The organism is Streptomyces sp. B5E4, assembly GCF_039871555.1.
GTDB lineage: Bacteria > Actinomycetota > Actinomycetes > Streptomycetales > Streptomycetaceae > Streptomyces.
Window position 1 is genome coordinate 147,963 of sequence record NZ_JBDPMI010000002.1, and the last position, 17,085, is coordinate 165,047.

The 17,085-nt window shown below is 74.4% G+C and carries 15 protein-coding genes; 9 read left to right on the top strand and 6 right to left on the bottom strand.

Annotated elements, in window-relative coordinates:
• Positions 1-129 precede the first annotated feature (129 nt).
• From ABGA99_RS03250 to ABGA99_RS03265, 4 genes are all read left to right on the top strand, one after another.
• The gene (locus ABGA99_RS03250; RefSeq protein ID WP_347582116.1) at positions 130-1,623 is read left to right on the top strand and encodes a GntP family permease; all 1,494 of its coding nucleotides are present in this window, start codon (positions 130-132) and stop codon (positions 1,621-1,623) included.
• 83 nt (positions 1,624-1,706) lie between these two features.
• Entirely contained in the window at positions 1,707-3,005 is a 1,299-nt protein-coding gene (locus tag ABGA99_RS03255) for a four-carbon acid sugar kinase family protein (protein WP_347582117.1), read from the top strand.
• 140 nt (positions 3,006-3,145) lie between these two features.
• Positions 3,146-4,183: a 4-hydroxythreonine-4-phosphate dehydrogenase PdxA gene (gene pdxA / locus ABGA99_RS03260; RefSeq protein ID WP_347582118.1), complete on the top strand. Its 1,038-nt coding sequence runs from the start codon at positions 3,146-3,148 to the stop codon at positions 4,181-4,183.
• Between the two features lie 59 nt (positions 4,184-4,242).
• A complete protein-coding gene (locus ABGA99_RS03265) occupies positions 4,243-5,034 on the top strand; it encodes a DeoR/GlpR family DNA-binding transcription regulator (protein ID WP_347576876.1) in 792 nt (263 codons plus the stop codon).
• A 115-nt stretch (positions 5,035-5,149) separates the two neighbouring features.
• Here the strand turns inward: ABGA99_RS03265 and xylB are convergent, their stop codons facing one another.
• Positions 5,150-6,571 (bottom strand): xylulokinase, encoded by a 1,422-nt coding sequence (gene xylB / locus ABGA99_RS03270; RefSeq protein WP_347576877.1) that lies wholly within the window; start codon positions 6,569-6,571, stop codon positions 5,150-5,152.
• A gap of 106 nt (positions 6,572-6,677) precedes the next feature.
• Between xylB and xylA the strand changes: the two genes are divergently transcribed.
• From xylA to ABGA99_RS03285, 3 genes are all read left to right on the top strand, one after another.
• Positions 6,678-7,841 (top strand): xylose isomerase, encoded by a 1,164-nt coding sequence (gene xylA, locus ABGA99_RS03275; protein ID WP_347576878.1) that lies wholly within the window; start codon positions 6,678-6,680, stop codon positions 7,839-7,841.
• Between the two features lie 445 nt (positions 7,842-8,286).
• Positions 8,287-8,739: a hypothetical protein gene (locus ABGA99_RS03280; RefSeq protein ID WP_347582119.1), complete on the top strand. Its 453-nt coding sequence runs from the start codon at positions 8,287-8,289 to the stop codon at positions 8,737-8,739.
• Between the two features lie 43 nt (positions 8,740-8,782).
• Positions 8,783-9,685, top strand: a complete 903-nt coding sequence (locus tag ABGA99_RS03285) for a hypothetical protein (protein WP_347582120.1) — start codon at positions 8,783-8,785, stop codon at positions 9,683-9,685.
• 117 nt (positions 9,686-9,802) lie between these two features.
• On the opposite strand, the gene ABGA99_RS03290 is transcribed toward ABGA99_RS03285, so the two are convergent.
• The 4 genes from ABGA99_RS03290 to ABGA99_RS03305 form a co-directional block, all read right to left on the bottom strand.
• The gene (locus tag ABGA99_RS03290) at positions 9,803-10,594 is read right to left on the bottom strand and encodes an amino acid ABC transporter ATP-binding protein (protein WP_347582220.1); all 792 of its coding nucleotides are present in this window, start codon (positions 10,592-10,594) and stop codon (positions 9,803-9,805) included.
• Between the two features lie 5 nt (positions 10,595-10,599).
• Entirely contained in the window at positions 10,600-11,361 is a 762-nt protein-coding gene (locus ABGA99_RS03295; protein ID WP_347576881.1) for an amino acid ABC transporter permease, read from the bottom strand.
• A 50-nt stretch (positions 11,362-11,411) separates the two neighbouring features.
• Complete coding sequence (locus tag ABGA99_RS03300) at positions 11,412-12,206, bottom strand: basic amino acid ABC transporter substrate-binding protein (RefSeq protein ID WP_347576882.1); 795 nt, start codon at positions 12,204-12,206, stop codon at positions 11,412-11,414.
• Between the two features lie 133 nt (positions 12,207-12,339).
• Positions 12,340-13,581 (bottom strand): citrate synthase family protein, encoded by a 1,242-nt coding sequence (locus tag ABGA99_RS03305; RefSeq protein WP_347577036.1) that lies wholly within the window; start codon positions 13,579-13,581, stop codon positions 12,340-12,342.
• 95 nt (positions 13,582-13,676) lie between these two features.
• Here ABGA99_RS03305 and ABGA99_RS03310 point away from each other — a divergent pair, with 95 nt between their 5' ends.
• Entirely contained in the window at positions 13,677-14,840 is a 1,164-nt protein-coding gene (locus ABGA99_RS03310; RefSeq protein ID WP_347582121.1) for a citrate synthase/methylcitrate synthase, read from the top strand.
• Positions 14,841-14,876: 36 nt separating this feature from the next.
• Here ABGA99_RS03310 and ABGA99_RS03315 read toward each other — a convergent pair whose 3' ends face one another.
• Positions 14,877-16,019, bottom strand: a complete 1,143-nt coding sequence (locus ABGA99_RS03315; protein WP_347576884.1) for an alpha/beta fold hydrolase — start codon at positions 16,017-16,019, stop codon at positions 14,877-14,879.
• A gap of 83 nt (positions 16,020-16,102) precedes the next feature.
• Between ABGA99_RS03315 and ABGA99_RS03320 the strand changes: the two genes are divergently transcribed.
• Entirely contained in the window at positions 16,103-17,005 is a 903-nt protein-coding gene (locus ABGA99_RS03320; protein ID WP_347582122.1) for a LysR family transcriptional regulator, read from the top strand.
• The last annotated feature ends 80 nt before the right edge of the window (positions 17,006-17,085 follow it).

The window sequence follows — 17,085 nt, forward strand, 5'->3', positions numbered from 1 at the left end:
AGGCCCGAAACCGCGAGTTGCGCGGACTGCGCAGAAAATCTTGAGTGGACTGCTTGTTTCACGCAGGTTGCGGATGCATGATGTGCGTGTCCGAACGGACGTCCACAGCAAAGTCGGAGGAGGATCGGCGTGGATCTTCAGCTCTTGGCGGCGCTCGTGCTAGGTATCGCCACGATCATCGTCATCGTGCTGCGCACCAGGCTCGACGCCTTCGTCGCACTGCTCGTCGCCTCGCTGGTGACCGGCTTCGTCGCGGGCGCGCCCGCCACGGAAATCCTCGATTCGATCACCGCGGGCTTCGGCACGACGCTGGGGTCCATCGGCATCGTGATCGGCCTGGGCGTGGGCCTGGGCAAGATCCTGGAGGTCTCCGGCGCCGCGGACGCGCTGGCCAGGATGTTCGTCCGGGCGTTCGGCAAGGGCCGGGAGCCGTGGGCGATGGGCACGACCGGCGCGGTCGTCTCCATTCCGGTGTTCTGCGACTCCGGCTACGTGATCATGAACCCGCTCGCGCGCTCCATAGCCCGCGTGAAACGCGCAGGTTACGTGACGCTCGCGCTCGCACTGGGCTGCGGCATGACGCTCACGCACCACCTGGTCCCGCCGACGCCCGGCCCGCTGGGCGTGGCCGGCATCCTCGGCGCCGAGCTGGGCGCGCTGGTGCTGGCGGGTCTGGCCTTCTCCGTGGTGCTGCTGCCCATCGTGATCGGGTACGCGCGCTGGATGGGGCCGAAGCTGGAGAGCGAGATCTCGGACGAGGTCCGCGAGGCCGTGTACGGCAAGGCCGCGGTCCCCGCCGGCGTCGGCGGCGGCTCGGGCTCCGCGGGGGCGCCGGCCGACCTGTCCAAGGCCGACGACACTGCCGACCCGGAGCCGGAGCCGGACCCGGCCGCCGCCCTCGGCACCCCGCCGCCCGGCGCCAAGCCGCACCGGATGACCCCCGGCCTCGCCGTCCTGCCGCTGCTGGTGCCGCTGCTGCTCATCGTCGCCAACACCGTGGCCTCCGCCATCGACCAGAACCGCCAGGACGCGATCGGCTCCGACGAGTACGAGCCCTCGGCCCTGCCGAAGGCCCTGGCCTTCATCGGCAGCCCCGTCGTGGCGCTCCTCATCGGCATCGTCCTCGCGGTCTACGTGCTGCTGCCCCGCTGGACGACCCGCACCCAGGTCGGCGGCTGGCTCTCCGAGGCTGCCGCGTCCGCCGGACTGATCATCCTCATCACCGGCGCGGGCGGTGCGCTCGGCCAGGTCCTGCGCGACACCGGCGTGGGCGACGAGCTGGCCGAGGCCATCTCGTCCTGGAGCCTGCCGGGCGTGCTGGTGCCGTTCCTCATCGCCTCACTGGTGCGCGTCGCCCAGGGCTCCGGCACGGTGGCGATGATCACCGCCGCGTCCGTCACCGCACCGCTCGTCGACGGTCTCGGGATCTCCGCGCTGCTCGCCGCGCTGGCCTGCTGCGCCGGCTCGATGGTCTTCAGCTACTTCAACGACTCCTACTTCTGGGTCGTCACCCGCTTCACCGGCCTGGACGGCGTCGCCGCCATCCGCGGCTGGTCGGGCATCACCACGGCCGTGTGGCTCGGCTCGCTGCCGCTGCTGCTCGTAGCGAGCACCTTTCTATGACAGGCCGGACGAGCGGAGCGGCGGCCGGCCCGAAGAAAGGGCCGGCCCCCGGGCGGGGTGCGGGCCGGCGGGCGGCCGTGCTGGTGGCCGCTGACGACCTGACGGGCGCGAACGCCACGGCGGCGGGCTTCGCCCGGGCCGGGCTGCGCGCCGTGACCGTCGGCGCCGACCAGGGTCCCGACGTCCTCGCCGGTCTCGCGGAGCGGTTCGACGCCGTGGTGGTCAGCACCGACAGCCGCCACAGCGCGCCCGCCGAGGCGGCGCGCCGGGTGGCCGAGGCCGTACGTGCCGGCTGGCCGGCCGAGCTGGTCAGCAACCGTGTCGACTCCACCCTCCGCGGCAACGTCGGTGCCTCCACCGAAGCCCTGCTGGAGGCCGTGCGCGCGGCCTCCGGCCGGCGGGCCGTGGCCCTGTGCGCACCGGCCCACCCCGAGGCGGGCCGGCACACCGTGCAGGGCACCCAACTGCTCGACGGAGCCCGGCTGGAGGAGACCGAGCTGGCCCGCGACCCGCGCTCGCCCGTGCCCACCTCGGACATCGCGGAGCTGCTGCGCCGCCAGGCGGACCTGCGGATCGCCCGCGTGCCGCTGTCGGTGGTCACCGCCGAGGCCGGGACGCTGCGGGCCCATCTGGACAAGGCCGTCGCCGACGGCGCCGAGGTGATCGTCGCCGATGCGCTGACCGTCGAGCACCTGGAGCGCACGGCCGCGGCGGCCGTCGCCGCCGGCGGCGACGAGATCGTGTGGACCGGCGTCGACTCCGGGCCCGGCTCGGTGGCGCTGGCCCGTGCGCTCGGCATCACCGGCCGCGCCGCGGGCGCCCCGGTGCTCGCCGTCTCCGGCTCCGCCACCGCGCTGACCCGCACCCAGCTCGCCCGGCTGCAGGCCGCCGAGCCGGTGCGCGTCGTGCGCCCCGTCACCGCACCCGGCTCGCCCGTCCCCGAGCCGGCCGCCACGGCCGAGGTGCTGGCGGCGGAGCTGGCCGCCGCGGGCCCCGGCGAGGTCGTGCTGCTCGCGACCGTGCTGGAGGAGGCCGACGTCGTCGCCCTCGACCCCGCGGACGCCGCCCGGCTCCCGGCGGAGCTGGCCCGTACGGTCCGTACCGCCCTGGAACGGCAGCCCGTCGACGGCCTCTTCGCCACCGGCGGCGATGTCTCCGCCGCCCTCTTCGCCGCGCTGGGCGCGGCCGGGCTCGACGTCGAGGAGGAGCTGGAGCCGCTGGCGGTCGCCGGCAGCTTCGTCGGCGGCGACTGGGCCGGGCTGCCGGTCGTCACCAAGGGCGGCCTGATCGGCGGCGCCGACACCACCGTCGCCTGCGTCGCCCATCTGCGCCGGGCCGCGGCCGCCGCCCGGCGGCACGTTCCGACCGCCACAAGACGTTGACCCCGTGAGCCCCGGCCACCCGAGCACACTGTGAACCCGTTGAGCCCCGTGCACACCGACCGGCCCGAGGAGTTCGGGCCGACCGCACCACACCGGACGGCGAGCGCGCCGCGCCGCCGCACCACGAGGAGGAACCACCGATGACCCGCCCCGTCCTCGCCGTCACCCTGGGCGACCCCGTCGGGATCGGCCCGGAGATCACGGCGCGCACCCTCGCCGAGGTCGCCGGGCAGACCGGGCACCACGGCATCGCCGTCGGCGACGCCGAGGCGCTGCGCCGCGGTGCCCGCGCCGCCGGCCTGGACGTCGAGGTGCGCGCGGTGAGCGGCTTCGACACCGAGCCCGCGGGCCCCGGCGTCATCGACGTCCTCGACACCGGCGAACTCGGCGCGGACGTACCGGAGTGGGGCAAGGTCGACGCCCGCGCGGGCCGCGCCGCCGTCACCGCCATCGAGGTCGCCACCCGCGCCGCGCTCGACGGCCGGGTCTCCGGGATCGTCACCGGTCCCATCAACAAGGAGGCCATCTGGAAGGCCGGCTCGAAGCACCTCGGCCACACCGAGATGCTCGGCGAGCTGACCGGCGTGACCCGCCAGGACACCATGTTCGTCGTGCGCAACACCGCGGCCGAAGGCCACCACCTGCGCATCTTCTTCACCACCCGGCACGTCGCGCTGCGCACCGCGCTCGACCAGATCACCGCGGAGCGCGTCGGCAAGTCGATCCGCGAGGCCGTCACCGCGCTGCAGGTCTTCGGCACCGAGTCGCCCCGGCTGGCCGTCGCCGCGATCAACCCGCACGGCGGCGAGAACGGTGCGTTCGGCGACGAGGAGATCGTGCACATCGCCCCCGCCGTCGAGGCGGCCCGCGCCGAGGGCCTGGACGTCAGCGGGCCCGTCCCCGCGGACTCGGTGTTCCACCAGGGCCTGGTCGGGCGCTACGACGGCGTGCTGTCCCACTTCCACGACCAGGGCCACATCCCCGCCAAGACCTACGACTTCGACGGCACCATCTCCGTCACCGTCGGGCTGCCGATCCTGCGCACGTCCGTCGACCACGGCACGGCGTTCGATATCGCGGGCACGGGCCGCGCCGATCACGGCACAATGCTCTCGGCGTATCTCGCGGGCGTGGACTACAGCCCGTTCGCCGAGCGGATCCGCCGGACGTACGGCTGACCCACCCCGCCCGCCACGGGACCCGCCGCGGCGGGCGGACACGACAGACGGAGGCACGTGTGGCCCACCCGACGGCGCGACGCGGCACGCGCGAGCGGCACGAAGCCCTGCTGCGGCTGCTCCGCGAAGGCACCACGCAGGTGGAGGAGCTCGCCGCGGCGCTCGCCGTGTCGCCGTCGACCGTACGGCGCGACCTGGGCCGGCTCACCGAGGGCGGCCGGGTGACGCGTACGTACGGCGGCGCGGTGGTGCCGGAGGCGTTCCCCGAGCGGCCGGTGGGGGAGAGCGCGCTCGTCCGGCTGCACGCGAAGGCCGCGATCGCGGAGTCCGCGCTCGCGCTGGTGCCGCAGAGCGGCGCGGTGTTCGTCGACGCGGGCACCACGTGCGCCGCGCTGGCCCGCCAGCTACTCGACGCCGACGCGCACGCGGGCGGCAGCGTCGTGGTCACCCGCGGCCTGGAGACGGCGCAACTGCTCGCCGGGGCGCCCGACATCGACGTGGTGATGCTCGGCGGCAGCGTGCGCCCGCTCAGCCACGGTCTCGTCGGTCCCCTCACCGACCTGGCGCTGGACCGGCTGTCGTTCTCGGTGGCGTTCCTCGGCGCGGACGCCGTCGACCCCGAACGCGGCATCGGCGAGCCGACGCTGGAGGAGACGGCGGTCAAGGAGCGCGTCGCCGCCCGGGCGCACCGCGTCGTGGTCCTGGCCGACGCGACGAAGCTGGCCGTCGACGACGCCCCGGCCTGGACCCGGCTGCCCCGGGGCTGGACGCTGGTGACCGACGCGGAGGCGCCGGCCGACCTGGAGGGACGCTGCGCGGCGGCGGGCGTGACGCTCGTCCGCGCGGGCTGAACCGACGCTCCGGTACGCGGCCGGACGGCGCCGCTCGCGCGGCGCTGTCCGGCCCGATCCGCCGCCCCGCACCGGCCGGTTCGTACGCGCCCGGCCGCCCGGTCCGTACGTCCCCTCAGCCCGCCCGGCGCAGCAGCGTACCCGCGTCCGCGAGCACCGCGCCGATCCGCTCCAGCGTCGCGTCGTCCCGCTCCACCGGCTCGTACGTGCGCCCCTCCGCCGTGCTCCAGCGCCGGGCCACCGCCGCCGGGTCCTCGTCCAGCAGCAGCCCCGCCGCCTGCGCCGCCGCGCCGAGGGCGACCAGCTCCTGCGCCCGCGGCACCTGCACCGCCCGCCCGGACAGCCGCCGTACCGTCTCCCGCCACGCCGCGCCCTGCGCCCCGCCGCCGATGAGCAGCAGCGGCGCGTCGGGGTCGGCGTCCGGACCGGAGACCTCCGCCAGCGCCGTCAGCAGCGCGTGGACCGCGCCGTCGTACGCGGCCTGGAGCACCTGCCCCGGGGTGGTGTCGTGGCGCAGCCCGTGGATCAGGCCGGAGGCGTGCGGCAGGTCGGGGGTGCGCTCGCCGTCGAGGAAGGGCAGCACGACGGCCGTGCCGCCGGGCCGCACCTCCTCGCGGTAGCGGCCGAGCAGCGCGGCGATCCGGTCCACGGCCTGCGTGCAGTTGAGGGTGCAGGCCAGCGGCAGCCAGTCGCCGCGTGCGTCGGCGAAGCCGGCGACGGTACCGGTGGGGTCGGCGGGGCGGTGCCCGGAGACGGCGTAGACGGTGCCGGAGGTGCCGAGGCTGAGCACCGGCTGCCCGGCGGCGAGGCCCAGGCCCAGGGCGGCGGCCATGTTGTCGCCGGTGCCGGCGGCGACGAGGGCGCCGCGGGGTACGGGCAGGTCGTCGGCGCGTACGGTGCCGGCCGCCTCACCCGGCCGCAGCACGCGGGGCAGCCGGTCGGGGGAGAGGCCGACGTGCTCCAGGGTCTCGGTGTCGTACGTCTCCGTCGCGGCGTCCCACCAGCCGGTGCCGGAGGCGTCGCCGCGGTCGGTGACGGCCTCGCCGGTGAGCCGTTCGGTGAGGTAGTCGTGCGGCAGCCGGACGGCGGCGGTGGCGGCGGCGGAGTCCGGCTCCTGCTCGGCGAGCCAGGCCCACTTGGTGACGGTGAAGGAGGCGACCGGCACGCTGCCGGTGCGCTCCGCCCAGCCCTTGGGCCCGCCCAGCTCCGTGACCAGCCGGTCGCGCTGGGCCGAGGAGCGCACGTCGTTCCAGAGCAGCGCGGGACGCACCGGACGCCCGCCGGCGTCCAGCGTCACCAGCCCGTGCTGCTGCGCGCCCACCGCGAGGGCCGCCGCCTCGCGGACCGGCTCGCCGCAGGCGGCCAGCGCGGCGCCGAGCGCCTCCCACCACTGCTCCGGATCGCTCTCCCGCCGGCCGCCGGTACTGACGGCGTGCGCGGCCTGGCCGTGCGCGACGACCTGCCCGGTCTCGCTGTCGACGACCAGCGCCTTGGTGGACTGCGTCGAGCTGTCGACGCCGATGACGAGGGGCCCCATGCTGTGTCCTCCGCGACTCGTTCGTGGGCCGGCTCTTCCCTCCGACCCGGTCGGCATCCTATTTTGTAAAGCGGCCTTACGAAATAGATCCGCCGAAGGAGCCGTCATGTCGTATACCCCCACCCCCGAGGACAAGTTCAGCTTCGGTCTGTGGACCGTCGGCTGGCAGGGCCGCGACCCCTTCGGCGAGGCGACCCGAGCGCCTCTCGACCCGGTCGAGAGCGTCCGCCGACTGGCTGACCTCGGCGCGTACGGCGTCACGTTCCACGACGACGACCTGATCCCCTTCGGCGCCTCCGAGACGGAGCGCGAGTCGCACGTCAAGCGCTTCCGGCAGGCGCTCGACGCCACCGGGATGACCGTCCCCGCGGCCACCACGAACCTCTTCACCCACCCCGTCTTCAAAGACGGCGCCTTCACCGCCAACGACCGCGACGTCCGCCGCTACGCGCTGCGCAAGACGATCCGCAACATCGACCTGGCGGTGGAGCTGGGCGCCCGCGTCTACGTCGCCTGGGGCGGCCGGGAGGGTGCCGAGTCCGGCGCCGCCAAGGACGTGCGCGTCGCGCTCGACCGGATGAAGGAGGCGTTCGACCTCCTCGGCGAGTACATCACCGGCCAGGGCTACGACCTCAAGTTCGCCATCGAGCCCAAGCCCAACGAGCCGCGCGGCGACATCCTGCTGCCCACCGTCGGCCACGTGCTGGCCTTCATCGAGCGGCTGGAGCGCCCCGAGCTGTACGGCGTCAACCCAGAGGTCGGTCACGAGCAGATGGCCGGGCTCAACTTCCCGCACGGCATCGCCCAGGCGCTGTGGGCCGGCAAGCTGTTCCACATCGACCTCAACGGCCAGAACGGCATCAAGTACGACCAGGACCTGCGCTTCGGCGCCGGAGACGTGCGGGCCGCGTTCTGGCTGGTGGACCTGCTGGAGACGGCCGGCTACGCGGGCCCGAAGACCTTCGACTTCAAGCCGCCGCGCACCGAGGACAAGGAAGGCGTGTGGGCGTCGGCCGCGGGCTGCATGCGCAACTACCTCATCCTCAAGGAGCGCGCCGCCGCGTTCCGCGCCGACCCCGCGGTCCAGGAGGCGCTGCGCGCCTCGCGCCTGGACGAGCTGGCGCAGCCCACCGCGGACGACTCCGGCCTCGCCGGGCTGCTCGCGGACCGCGGCGCGTACGAGGACTTCGACCCGGAGGCGGCGGCGCGGCGCGGGATGGCCTTCGAGCACCTGGACCAGTTGGCGATGGACCACCTGCTGGGCGTCTGACCCAGGCGGGGCGGCGTACGGGCCGCGTCACCGGGGCCCACGGCCCCGGCGAACCGGCCCGTACACACCCCCACTCCCCCAGTCCCGTCTGCCCCCGTCCCCTGGTCCCCGGGCCCCTCGTTTTCCGGCCCGCGTCCCTCTGGCCCCGCGTTCCTCTGGCCCCGCGTCCTTTGGCCCCCTGACCCTCGGCCCCCTGGCCCCTTCTGTCCTCCACGCCCCCGATGTCCCCACGCGCCCGCCCCAGGGTAGGCCGCCCCTCGGACAACGCCGGGTGCATGCCTGTAGCGCGGTCGCCGGTTCCACCCCCGGCGCCACCGGTCGCGTACGGGACCCGGCACGCCTGTACAGGGCCCCTGGCCCTCTGACCGGCGGCGGAGTGTCGCAACCCTGTCACGAGGCCGGCGGAGCCATCCCTTCCGCCGCCCCCGCGGGTGAAGCTGGGGCCATGAGTTACCCGCCGCCCGCAGACGCCCCGCCGCCGGACCACACACCCCCGCTCGGCAGCAGCACCCAGCACTGGCCCGCCCCGCCCCCGCCGCCCGACGGCGGCAACAAGAAGCGGTGGCTCGCGGTGGCCGCGGCGGTCGTGGTGCTCGCCGGCGGCGTCGGCGTGACGTACGCGCTCGTCAGCGGCGGCGACGACGAGAACGTGCCGTGTTCCTGCCAGCCGCCGCCCAGGGAGAGCCCGTCCGCCGGTCCGGACGACGCCAAGCTCCCCGACGACATCCCGACCGAGCTGCTGCCCAGCGGCCTGGACCCCGAGGATCTGCCCAGCGGGCTGAACCCGGAGGACATCCCGACCGAGCTGCTGCCCAGTGACCTCGACCTCGACGACCTGCCCAGCGGCCTGAGCCCGGAGGACATCCCCACCGAGCTGCTGCCGGAGGGGATCTCCTAGGCCGCGGCCCGCCGCAGGACGCCCCGCCGTAGGATCGATCATCATGACGACCCGGGCGGAGACCGTACGGCGAGCCGAGCGGCACGAGTTGACGTTTCGCGGGCGCCGCCGGCGCTTCCTGCTGCTCCGCCCCGAGCCTGAGCCCGGCACGGGCACCGGCACGAACACGGCCGTCCGCCCCGCGCCGCTCGTCGTCGACCTGCACCCCAGCGGACTCGGCCCCGCCGCCCAACTCCGCGGCAGCGGCCTCGGCGAGCTGACCGCGCGCGGATACGCCGTCGCGGCGCCCCAGGGAGTGCTGCCCTACCAGGCCGGCTGGGCCTGGTCCCTGCCCGGGGTGCCGCTGGCGGGGGAGGAGCGGATACGGGACGAGGCCGCCGACGTCGACGACGTCGCCTTCCTCGCCGCGCTGCTCGACACCCTCGACGGCATGCTCCCCCTCGACCCCGCCCGCCGCCACCTCTCCGGCTTCTCCGGCGGCGCCCGCCTCGCGAGCCAGGCCGCCGTCGCCTTCGGCGACCGCCTCGCGTCGGTCGCCTGCGTCGGCGGCGTCCGCCGCCCGGGCGGCCCCGGCGACACCGCTCCGCCGCTGCTCGCCGTGCACGGTCTACGGGACGACACCAACCCGTACCACGGCGCGGCCGGCCCTCGCTGGGACGAGCCCGTGCCCGACGCCGTCGCCCGCTGGGCCGAAGCCGCGGGCTGCGCGGCGGAGCCGGTACGGACCGAACCCGCGCCCGGCGTCACGGAGTTCCGCCACCGCGACGCCGCAGGCCGCGAACCCGTACGCCTCGTCGCCGTCGCGTCCCTGGGCCACGCCTGGCCGGGCACCCCCGACCCGCTGCTCGGCGGGCACCTCAGCGGCACGGGCAGTGACGCGTACGACGCCTCGGCGGCCGTGAGCAGCTTCTTCGACGAGTTCGACGGCGAACCGACCGCGCCCTGACCGGACGGCCCTTGAACGGTCCCTGAACAGCCCCAGGGCAGTACTCCGTCAGCCCCCGGACGCAGCGGAACAGCCCCGGGCAGCAACAGGGGCCCCGGACGCCCGCCGAAACCGCCCCTACAGCTCCGCGACCTCCGCCGCCGCCGGGTCCAGCACCCGCGCCAGGAACGTCCGCGTCCGCCGGTGCTGCGGGTTGCCGATCACCTGCTCCGGCACCCCCTGCTCCACGATGGCGCCCTCGTCCATGAACACCACCCGGTCCGCCACCTCCCGCGCGAAGCTCATCTCGTGCGTGACCACCAGCATCGTCATGCCCTCGTCCGCGAGATGCCGCATCACCGCCAGCACGTCGCCGACCAGCTCCGGGTCGAGCGCCGAGGTCGGCTCGTCGAAGAGCATCAGCTCCGGCTCCATCGACAACGCCCGTGCGATCGCCACCCGCTGCTGCTGCCCGCCGGACAACTGCGCCGGATACGACGTCTCCTTGTCGGTGAGCCCCACCCGCACCAGGTTGGCCCGCGCGACCTTCTCCGCCTCCGACCGGCTGCGGCCGAGTACCCGCCGCTGCGCGATGGTCAGGTTGTCCAGCGCCGTCAGATGGGGGAAGAGGTTGAACGACTGGAAGACCATGCCGATCCGGCGCCGTACCCGGTCGATGTCGACGTCCGGGTCGGTGACTTCGGCGCCGGCCACGCTGATCCGCCCCGCGCTCGGCTCCTCCAGCATGTTCACGCAGCGCAGCAGCGTCGACTTGCCGGAGCCCGAGGGGCCGATGACGCACACCACCTCGCCGCGGGCGACCGTCAGGTCGATGCCGCCGAGCACCTCCAGGTCGCCGAAGGACTTGTGCAGCCCCTCGACGCTGATGGCCGGCCCCTCAGGCGCGGTCTCGTCCGTGGCCTTGTCCACCGTGGTCACCTGGCCTTCGCCGCCTTCGCCTCTAGCCGCCGGACGAGGTGCCCGAGGGGAATGGTGATGATGAGGTAGCACAGCCCCGCGACGAGGATCGGCGTCAGGCTCAGGTTGTCGTTGAGCGCATCGCGCCCGAACTTCGTCAGCTCCTGCTCGTCCACCGCCAGCCCCAGCACATAGACGAGCGACGAGTCCTTGGTGAGCAGGATCAGCTCGTTCGTCAGCGGCGGCAGCACGATCCGGAACGCCTGCGGGATCACGATCGTGATCATCGCCCGCGTCTGCGACATACCCAGCGACCTGGCCGCCTCCAACTGCCCCTTCGGCACCGCCTGGATGCCCGCGCGGATGGTCTCCGCCATGTACGCGGCCCCGACCAGACCGAGCGCGAGCATGGTGGTGAAGAGCAGGTTGATGTTCACCTGGAAGGCCAGCGGCACGCCGTAGCCGAGGGCGATGAACACCAGCAGTGCGGGCACGCCGCGGAAGAACTCGATGTACGCCGTCGCCAGCCACCGGTTCGGCGGCACCGACGACAGCTTCATCAGGGCCAGCAGCAGCCCGAGCGCCAGCCCGAAGACGAAGCCGAGCGCGGTGTACGTGACCGTGTTGACGAGCGCGGTGGTGAGGACGTCGGGGAACTGGTCCTGCGCGACGTCGAGGTTGAAGAACGCGTCCTTGACCTCGCCCCAGTCGGCCAGCAGGCCGACCGCGACGGCGGCGGCGGCGAGCACCCCGTACTGCGCGCCGCGCGCCAGCTTCATCCGCTGCCGCCGCGTCAGGGACCTGCCGCCGCGCGTTGTGCCGGGCTCTTTCACTGGGGCGCCTCGCCGAACCACTTCTGGTAGATCTCGTCGTACGTGCCGTCGTCCTTCGCCTTGGCGAGGACGTCGTTGATCTTCTTCAGCAGTTCCTTGTTGTCCTTGCCGACGCCGATGCCGTACTGCTCGCCGGTGTCGAACTCGGTGGAGACCTCGAAGTCCGGGCGGTCCTTGACCCAGTCGTAGAGCACACCGTTGTCGTTGATCGCGGCCGGGATCTGCCCGCCCTCCAGCGCCTGCAACTGGAGCCCGAGGTCCTCGTAGTCCTTGACCTCGACACCCTCGGCGTTGTCCTGCGCGTACATCTGGCCCGTGGTGTCCATCTGCACGCCGAGCCGCTCGCCCTTCAGCGCCTCCAGCGAGTCGAAGCCGGAACCCTTCTTCGTGGCCAGCGCCTGGGTGGCGTCGAAGTACGGGTCGGAGAAGGCGAACTTCTTCTTCCGCTCCTCCGTGATGGTCATGCCGGCCGCGGACAGGTCGCACTTGTTGGAGGCGAACACCGCGCCGGACTCGATGCCCTCGAAGGGCGTGTCGATGACTTCCTGCTTGACGTCCAGTTCCTTCGCGACGAGATCGATCAGCTCGATGTCGAAACCGACGATGTCACCGCTCTTCTTGTCCTTGTACTCGAAGGGCTCGTACGGCAGTCCGGTGCAGTTGAGCAGCTTCCCGTCCTTGACGAGCGACACCTCGCCGCTCTGCCCGGACTTCTCGGTGCTGCTGCACCCGGCAAGGAGTACGGCCGCCGCGCCGATGGCTATGAGCGGCAGCGGGGGGCGGTACGACACGATGCCTCCTGGGCAGGTCTGCGCTGGTGATGTGCTGCTGGGAATGCGCATCCTGCCACCGGTCTACGCGCGTGTCGCCGCCCCGGTCATTGCGAGCATGTAACGGAGCCGTTCACATGATCCGTAACGCTCCCTATGGGAGGGGTTGTTCGGGGGGCGGACCGGTGTAGCGGCCGCTCGGACGCATGCGCAGGGGGCGCTCGGCGTACTCCTCCAGCGCGTGCGCGACCCACCCGGCCGTACGCGCCACCGCGAACACCGTCTCGCCCGCCTCCGCCGGCATGTCCGCCGATACCGACAGCACGGCGAGCGCCAGATCGACGTTCGGCCGTACGGACACGTGCCGCGCGGTGATCTCGGCGACCTCCCGGGCGGCGGCCAGCGCCGTGGCGGCCCGCGGGATCCCGTCCAGCAGTGCGAACAGCACCTCGGCGCGCGGGTCTTCGCCCGCGTACAGCCGGTGCCCCAGGCCCGGCACGCGCCGGCCCGCGCGCAGGTGGTCGGAGACCACGGCGGCCGCGCTGCCGCGCGCCAGTGCCTCGGCGAGCATGCGGTGCGCGAGGCCGCTCGCGGCGCCGTGCAGCGGGCCGTCGAGGGCACCGAGCCCGGTGGTGACGACGGCGTACGGGTGCGCGCGGGCGGAGGCGGCGACGCGGGTGGCGAGGGTGGAGGCCGCCAGGTCGTGGTCGATGAGCAGGGTGAGCGCGGTGTCCAGGCAGCGTACGGAGTCGGCGTCGGGCGGCAGCGCGGTCAGCCGCGCCCACAGCCGCCGGGCCACGGGGGCGGACGGGCCGTGCGCGCGGCCGGCCGGGGGGAGCGCGGTGGCCATGGTGGCGACCAGGCCGCGGGCGGTGGCGCGGACGGCGTCGTCGGCGAGGTCGAAGCGCAGCGGGTCGGCCGCGGCGGCGGCGACCACGGCGGCGCGCAGCCGGTCGACGGGACCGGCGTGGACGGGGAGCGCGGCGACGGCGGCGGTGGCGGCGGCCATCAGTTCGGGCGGGGCGGTGAAGCGGATGCCGGGGGTGAGCCGGCCGGTCCACAGCCAGTCGGCGACCTCCTCGTAGCCGTACGCGGCGGCCAGGGCGGTGGCGTCGACGCCGCGGAAGAAGTAGCGGTCGCGCTCGATGAGCGTGATGCCCGTACGGACCGGGGTGCCGGCCGGGGTCTCGCCGTCCTCCCCGGCGGCGGTGGCGACGGCGGCGTGCGGGCGGCGGTGGCGGCGGGCGAGCGCGTCGACCTCGCGGGCGTCGAACAGGCTGCCGCGGCCCCCGGGCGCCTTGCGGCTGCTCAGCAGGCCGCGGCTGACGTAGGCGTAGACGGTCTCGGGCTTCACGCCCAGCCGCTCGGCGGCCTCGCGCGTGGTCAGCTCGTCCATCGTCTCCTCGTGCTCCCATATTGATCGAATCAAGATTGACATCCATTGAATCAAGGGTGGACAGTCGAATCAATAGAGGAGAGAGGAAGACCGTCATGGCCACACCCCGGGCCGACGCCCCGGCCCCCGCCCCGCGGGGTCTCAGCGGCGTCGTCGTCACCGAGACCCGGCTGGGCGACGTACGCGGACGCGAGGGCTTTTACCACTACCGCCAGTACTCCGCGGTGGATCTCGCCCGCGAGCGCACCTTCGAGGACGTCTGGCACCTGATGTTCGAGGGCGAGTTGCCGGACGCCGCGCAGCGTGCCGCCTTCACCGCGCGCACCGCCGCGCTGCGCCACCTGCCGGCCGACCTGCGCGACGCGCTGCCGGGCATCGCCCGCTCCAGCGTGCTCGCGGGTCCGCTCGCCGGGCTGCGCACCGCGCTCTCCCAGGCGGGCGCGGCGGCGGACTTCCGGCCGCTGTACGACCTGACACCGGCGCAGCGCCGCGAGAACGCGCTCGCCGCGTGCGCGATGGTGCCCACGCTGCTGACCGCGCTGCACCGCATCGGGCAGGGGCAGGAGCCGGTCGAGCCGCGCGACGACCTGCCGTACGCGGCCAACTACCTGTACATGCTCACCGGCGAGGAGCCCGACCCCGCCCGCGCGCGGGCGATCGAGGCGTACCTGATCTCCACCGTCGACCACGGCTTCAACGCCTCGACCTTCACCGCCCGTACGATCGCGTCCACCGGCGCCGACCTGGCGGCGTGCCTGGTCGGCGCGATCGGCGCGCTGTCGGGGCCGCTGCACGGCGGTGCGCCGAGCCGCGCCCTGGACGCGCTCGACGCCATCGGCACGCCGGACCGCATCGACCCGTGGATCCGCGAACGGGTGCTGGCGGGCGAGCGGATCATGGGCTTCGGCCACGCGGTCTACCGCACGGAGGACCCGCGCTCGCGGCTGCTGCGGGGGTTCGCGGAGTCGTTCGGCGGGCCGCTGGCGGAGTTCGCGGTGGAGGTCGAGCGGCGGGTGGTGGAGATACTCGCGGAGCTGAAGCCGGGGCGGGAGTTGCACACCAACGTGGAGTTCTACGCGGGCGTGGTGATGGAGCAGTGCGGGCTGCCGCGGGACATGTTCACGCCGACGTTCGCGGCGGCGCGGGTGGTGGGCTGGAGCGCGAACGTCCTGGAACAGGCGGAGGACCCCAAGATCATCCGCCCGGCGGCCCGTTACGTGGGCCCGCCCCCGCCACAGCCGATCCCGCGCGCGGCCTGAACCGGCGCCCTCGCAAAGGCCCGGCCGGCGCGGGCGTCAGCCGGCGAGGAAGTCCCGTACCTCCGCCAGGAGCCGGTCGCGGCCGAAGGCGGGGCGCTCAAGGTGGAGGTAGTGGGACGCGCCGGGCAGGGTACGCACCCGGGCCTCCGCGGCGCGGGAGAGGTGCCGGCCGAGCAGTTCGGCGTCCTCGGGCCGGGACCAGAAGTCGCCCTCGCCGCGGAGTACGAGTGTCCGCGCGCGGATGAGCCCGGCGTCGTAGAACTGCCGCGCCTGCGCGAGGTAGAAGGCGTCGACGAGCGGCCCGGTCGGGTTGCGGAAGCTCGGCGGGGCGGGCCCGCCGGCCGGCAGCGCGGGGGTGCCGCCCGGCGGGCCGTGGCGCAGGGCGGCCTCCCGGTACGCGGCCCGTACTGCCGGGTCGCGGCGGACGTCGGGGTCCTGGCCGGCAGGCAGGCCCGCGTCCCAGCGGGCGGTCAGCGAGTCGGCGGTGACCGCCCGCCAGCCGGGCTGGGGAAGCGGCTCGCCGGGGCGGCCGGGGTCCGCCAACTCGCCCTGCAGCGGCCAGTCACTTGCGCCCGAGTAGAGGGTGTTGAGCACGATGAGGTCGGTGATCCGGCCGGTGTGCAGCGCCGCGTACATCCCCAGCCAGTGCCCGCCGGTCGCCCAGCCGAGGGCGGCGAGTCGCCGGGAGGGGTAGCGGCGGCGGAGGAAGGCGACGACGGTGCCGATGTCGGCGACGGCCTCGTCGGAGCGGACCTGTGCCTCGGCGTCGGCGACGGGGGTGCGCATGCCGGGCGGCAGGCCGGAGCGGCCGAAGCCGCGCAGGTCCATGACGTAGACGGGGCGGTCGGTGGCCCGTACGAGGTCGGCGGCGAGTGAGCCGCCGGGCACGGGCAGGTCGAACGCGGACGTGCCGTCGGGCCGGGCGCCGTGCACGAGGAGCAGCGGCGCGCCGCGTGGTTTTCGGCCAGGGGTGGTGACCTCGCGGACGAAGAGACGGAGGCCGTCGGCGCCCCGGGTCGTGAAGTCCCGGCGGGCGAGGCCGTCGTCGTATCCGAGGACGGCTGCCGTCCGGTCCGTGGCGGCTGCACGGGTGCTCGCCGCGGCGGCGGTGGGGCGAGCCGCGGCCGTGGCGGTGAGGCCGGCGGCGGCGCCGGTGCTGAGGAAGTGTCGTCTCCGCATGCCGGTGACCGTAGGCGGAGCCCGTGAGACGAACAATCTATCTCTGTCTGTCAATTGATTGACGATGCTTATAACTTGAGGTCATGGAGTTGCGCCAACTGCGGTATTTCGTCGCCGTCGCCGAGGAGTTGCACTTCGGGCGGGCGGCGGCTCGGCTGGGAATCGCCCAGCCCGCGCTCTCCCAGCAGATCCGGAAGCTGGAGACGGACCTCGGAGTGGAGTTGCTGACCCGCAACCGCCGCCGGGTCGCGCTGAGTCCGGCGGGAGCCGCGTTCCTGCCGGAGGCGCGGGAGGCGGTGGCCCGCGCCGCACACGCGGCCCGCGTGGCGCGGCGCACGGCGGCCGGCGAACTCGGACGGCTCGCGCTGGGGTTCGTCGGTTCGGCGACCGACGAACTGCTGCCGCGCGCGATGCCCGCGCTGCGGGCGCGGTGCCCCGGCCTGGACGTCACGCTGCGCGAGCTGACGAGCGCCGAGCAGGTGGCCGCCCTCGCCCGCGGTGAGCTGGACCTCGGTCTCCTCCGTCCGCCGTCGCCGCTCCCCGCGGGCCTGCGCACCCGGCTGCTCACCCGGGAACCGCTGGTCGCGGCGCTCCCCGCGGACCACCGCCTCGCCCGGCTGCCCCGCCTCACGGCCGCGGACCTGCGGGGCGAGCCCTTCGTCCGGTTCCCGCGGTCCAAGGGCGCGTGGATGTACGACCTCATCACCGACTACTGCCGCGGCGACGGCGGACCGCCGCCCGAAGTGGCGCAGGAGGCGGTGATGATGCAGACGATCACAGCCCTGGTGGCGGCCGGCACGGGCGTCTCCCTGGTACCTGCCTCGCAACGGAGCCTCGCCCGGCCGGGGGTGGCGTTCCGTCGCCTCGTGGGATCCCCGCTCCTGGACCTGGTGGCCGCCTGGACGGACAGCAACCCCAACACGGCGCGGGCGCCGGTCCTGGAGGTCCTGGCGGAGGCGAGCGGGGGGCGTGCCGCGGGTACGTGACCAGTCGGCGGTAGGGCGACGCCGGGCGGCGGGCCCACGGCCCTGCGGACCGGGGCGCGCCTTACGACGCACGCCGCAGG

What these genes read in the sequence shown, in the direction of transcription:
- ABGA99_RS03285 (WP_347582120.1), top strand. Translation starts at nt 8,783, where the DNA reads ATGACGACCCGGGCGGAGACCGTACGGCGAGCCGAGCGGCACGAGTTG.
- ABGA99_RS03315 (WP_347576884.1), bottom strand. Translation starts at nt 16,019, where the DNA reads ATGCGGAGACGACACTTCCTCAGCACCGGCGCCGCCGCCGGCCTCACC.
- ABGA99_RS03320 (WP_347582122.1), top strand. Translation starts at nt 16,103, where the DNA reads ATGGAGTTGCGCCAACTGCGGTATTTCGTCGCCGTCGCCGAGGAGTTG.
- ABGA99_RS03305 (WP_347577036.1), bottom strand. Translation starts at nt 13,581, where the DNA reads ATGGACGAGCTGACCACGCGCGAGGCCGCCGAGCGGCTGGGCGTGAAG.
- ABGA99_RS03295 (WP_347576881.1), bottom strand. Translation starts at nt 11,361, where the DNA reads ATGAAGCTGGCGCGCGGCGCGCAGTACGGGGTGCTCGCCGCCGCCGCC.
- pdxA (WP_347582118.1), top strand. Translation starts at nt 3,146, where the DNA reads ATGACCCGCCCCGTCCTCGCCGTCACCCTGGGCGACCCCGTCGGGATC.
- ABGA99_RS03280 (WP_347582119.1), top strand. Translation starts at nt 8,287, where the DNA reads ATGAGTTACCCGCCGCCCGCAGACGCCCCGCCGCCGGACCACACACCC.
- xylB (WP_347576877.1), bottom strand. Translation starts at nt 6,571, where the DNA reads ATGGGGCCCCTCGTCATCGGCGTCGACAGCTCGACGCAGTCCACCAAG.
- xylA (WP_347576878.1), top strand. Translation starts at nt 6,678, where the DNA reads ATGTCGTATACCCCCACCCCCGAGGACAAGTTCAGCTTCGGTCTGTGG.
- ABGA99_RS03310 (WP_347582121.1), top strand. Translation starts at nt 13,677, where the DNA reads ATGGCCACACCCCGGGCCGACGCCCCGGCCCCCGCCCCGCGGGGTCTC.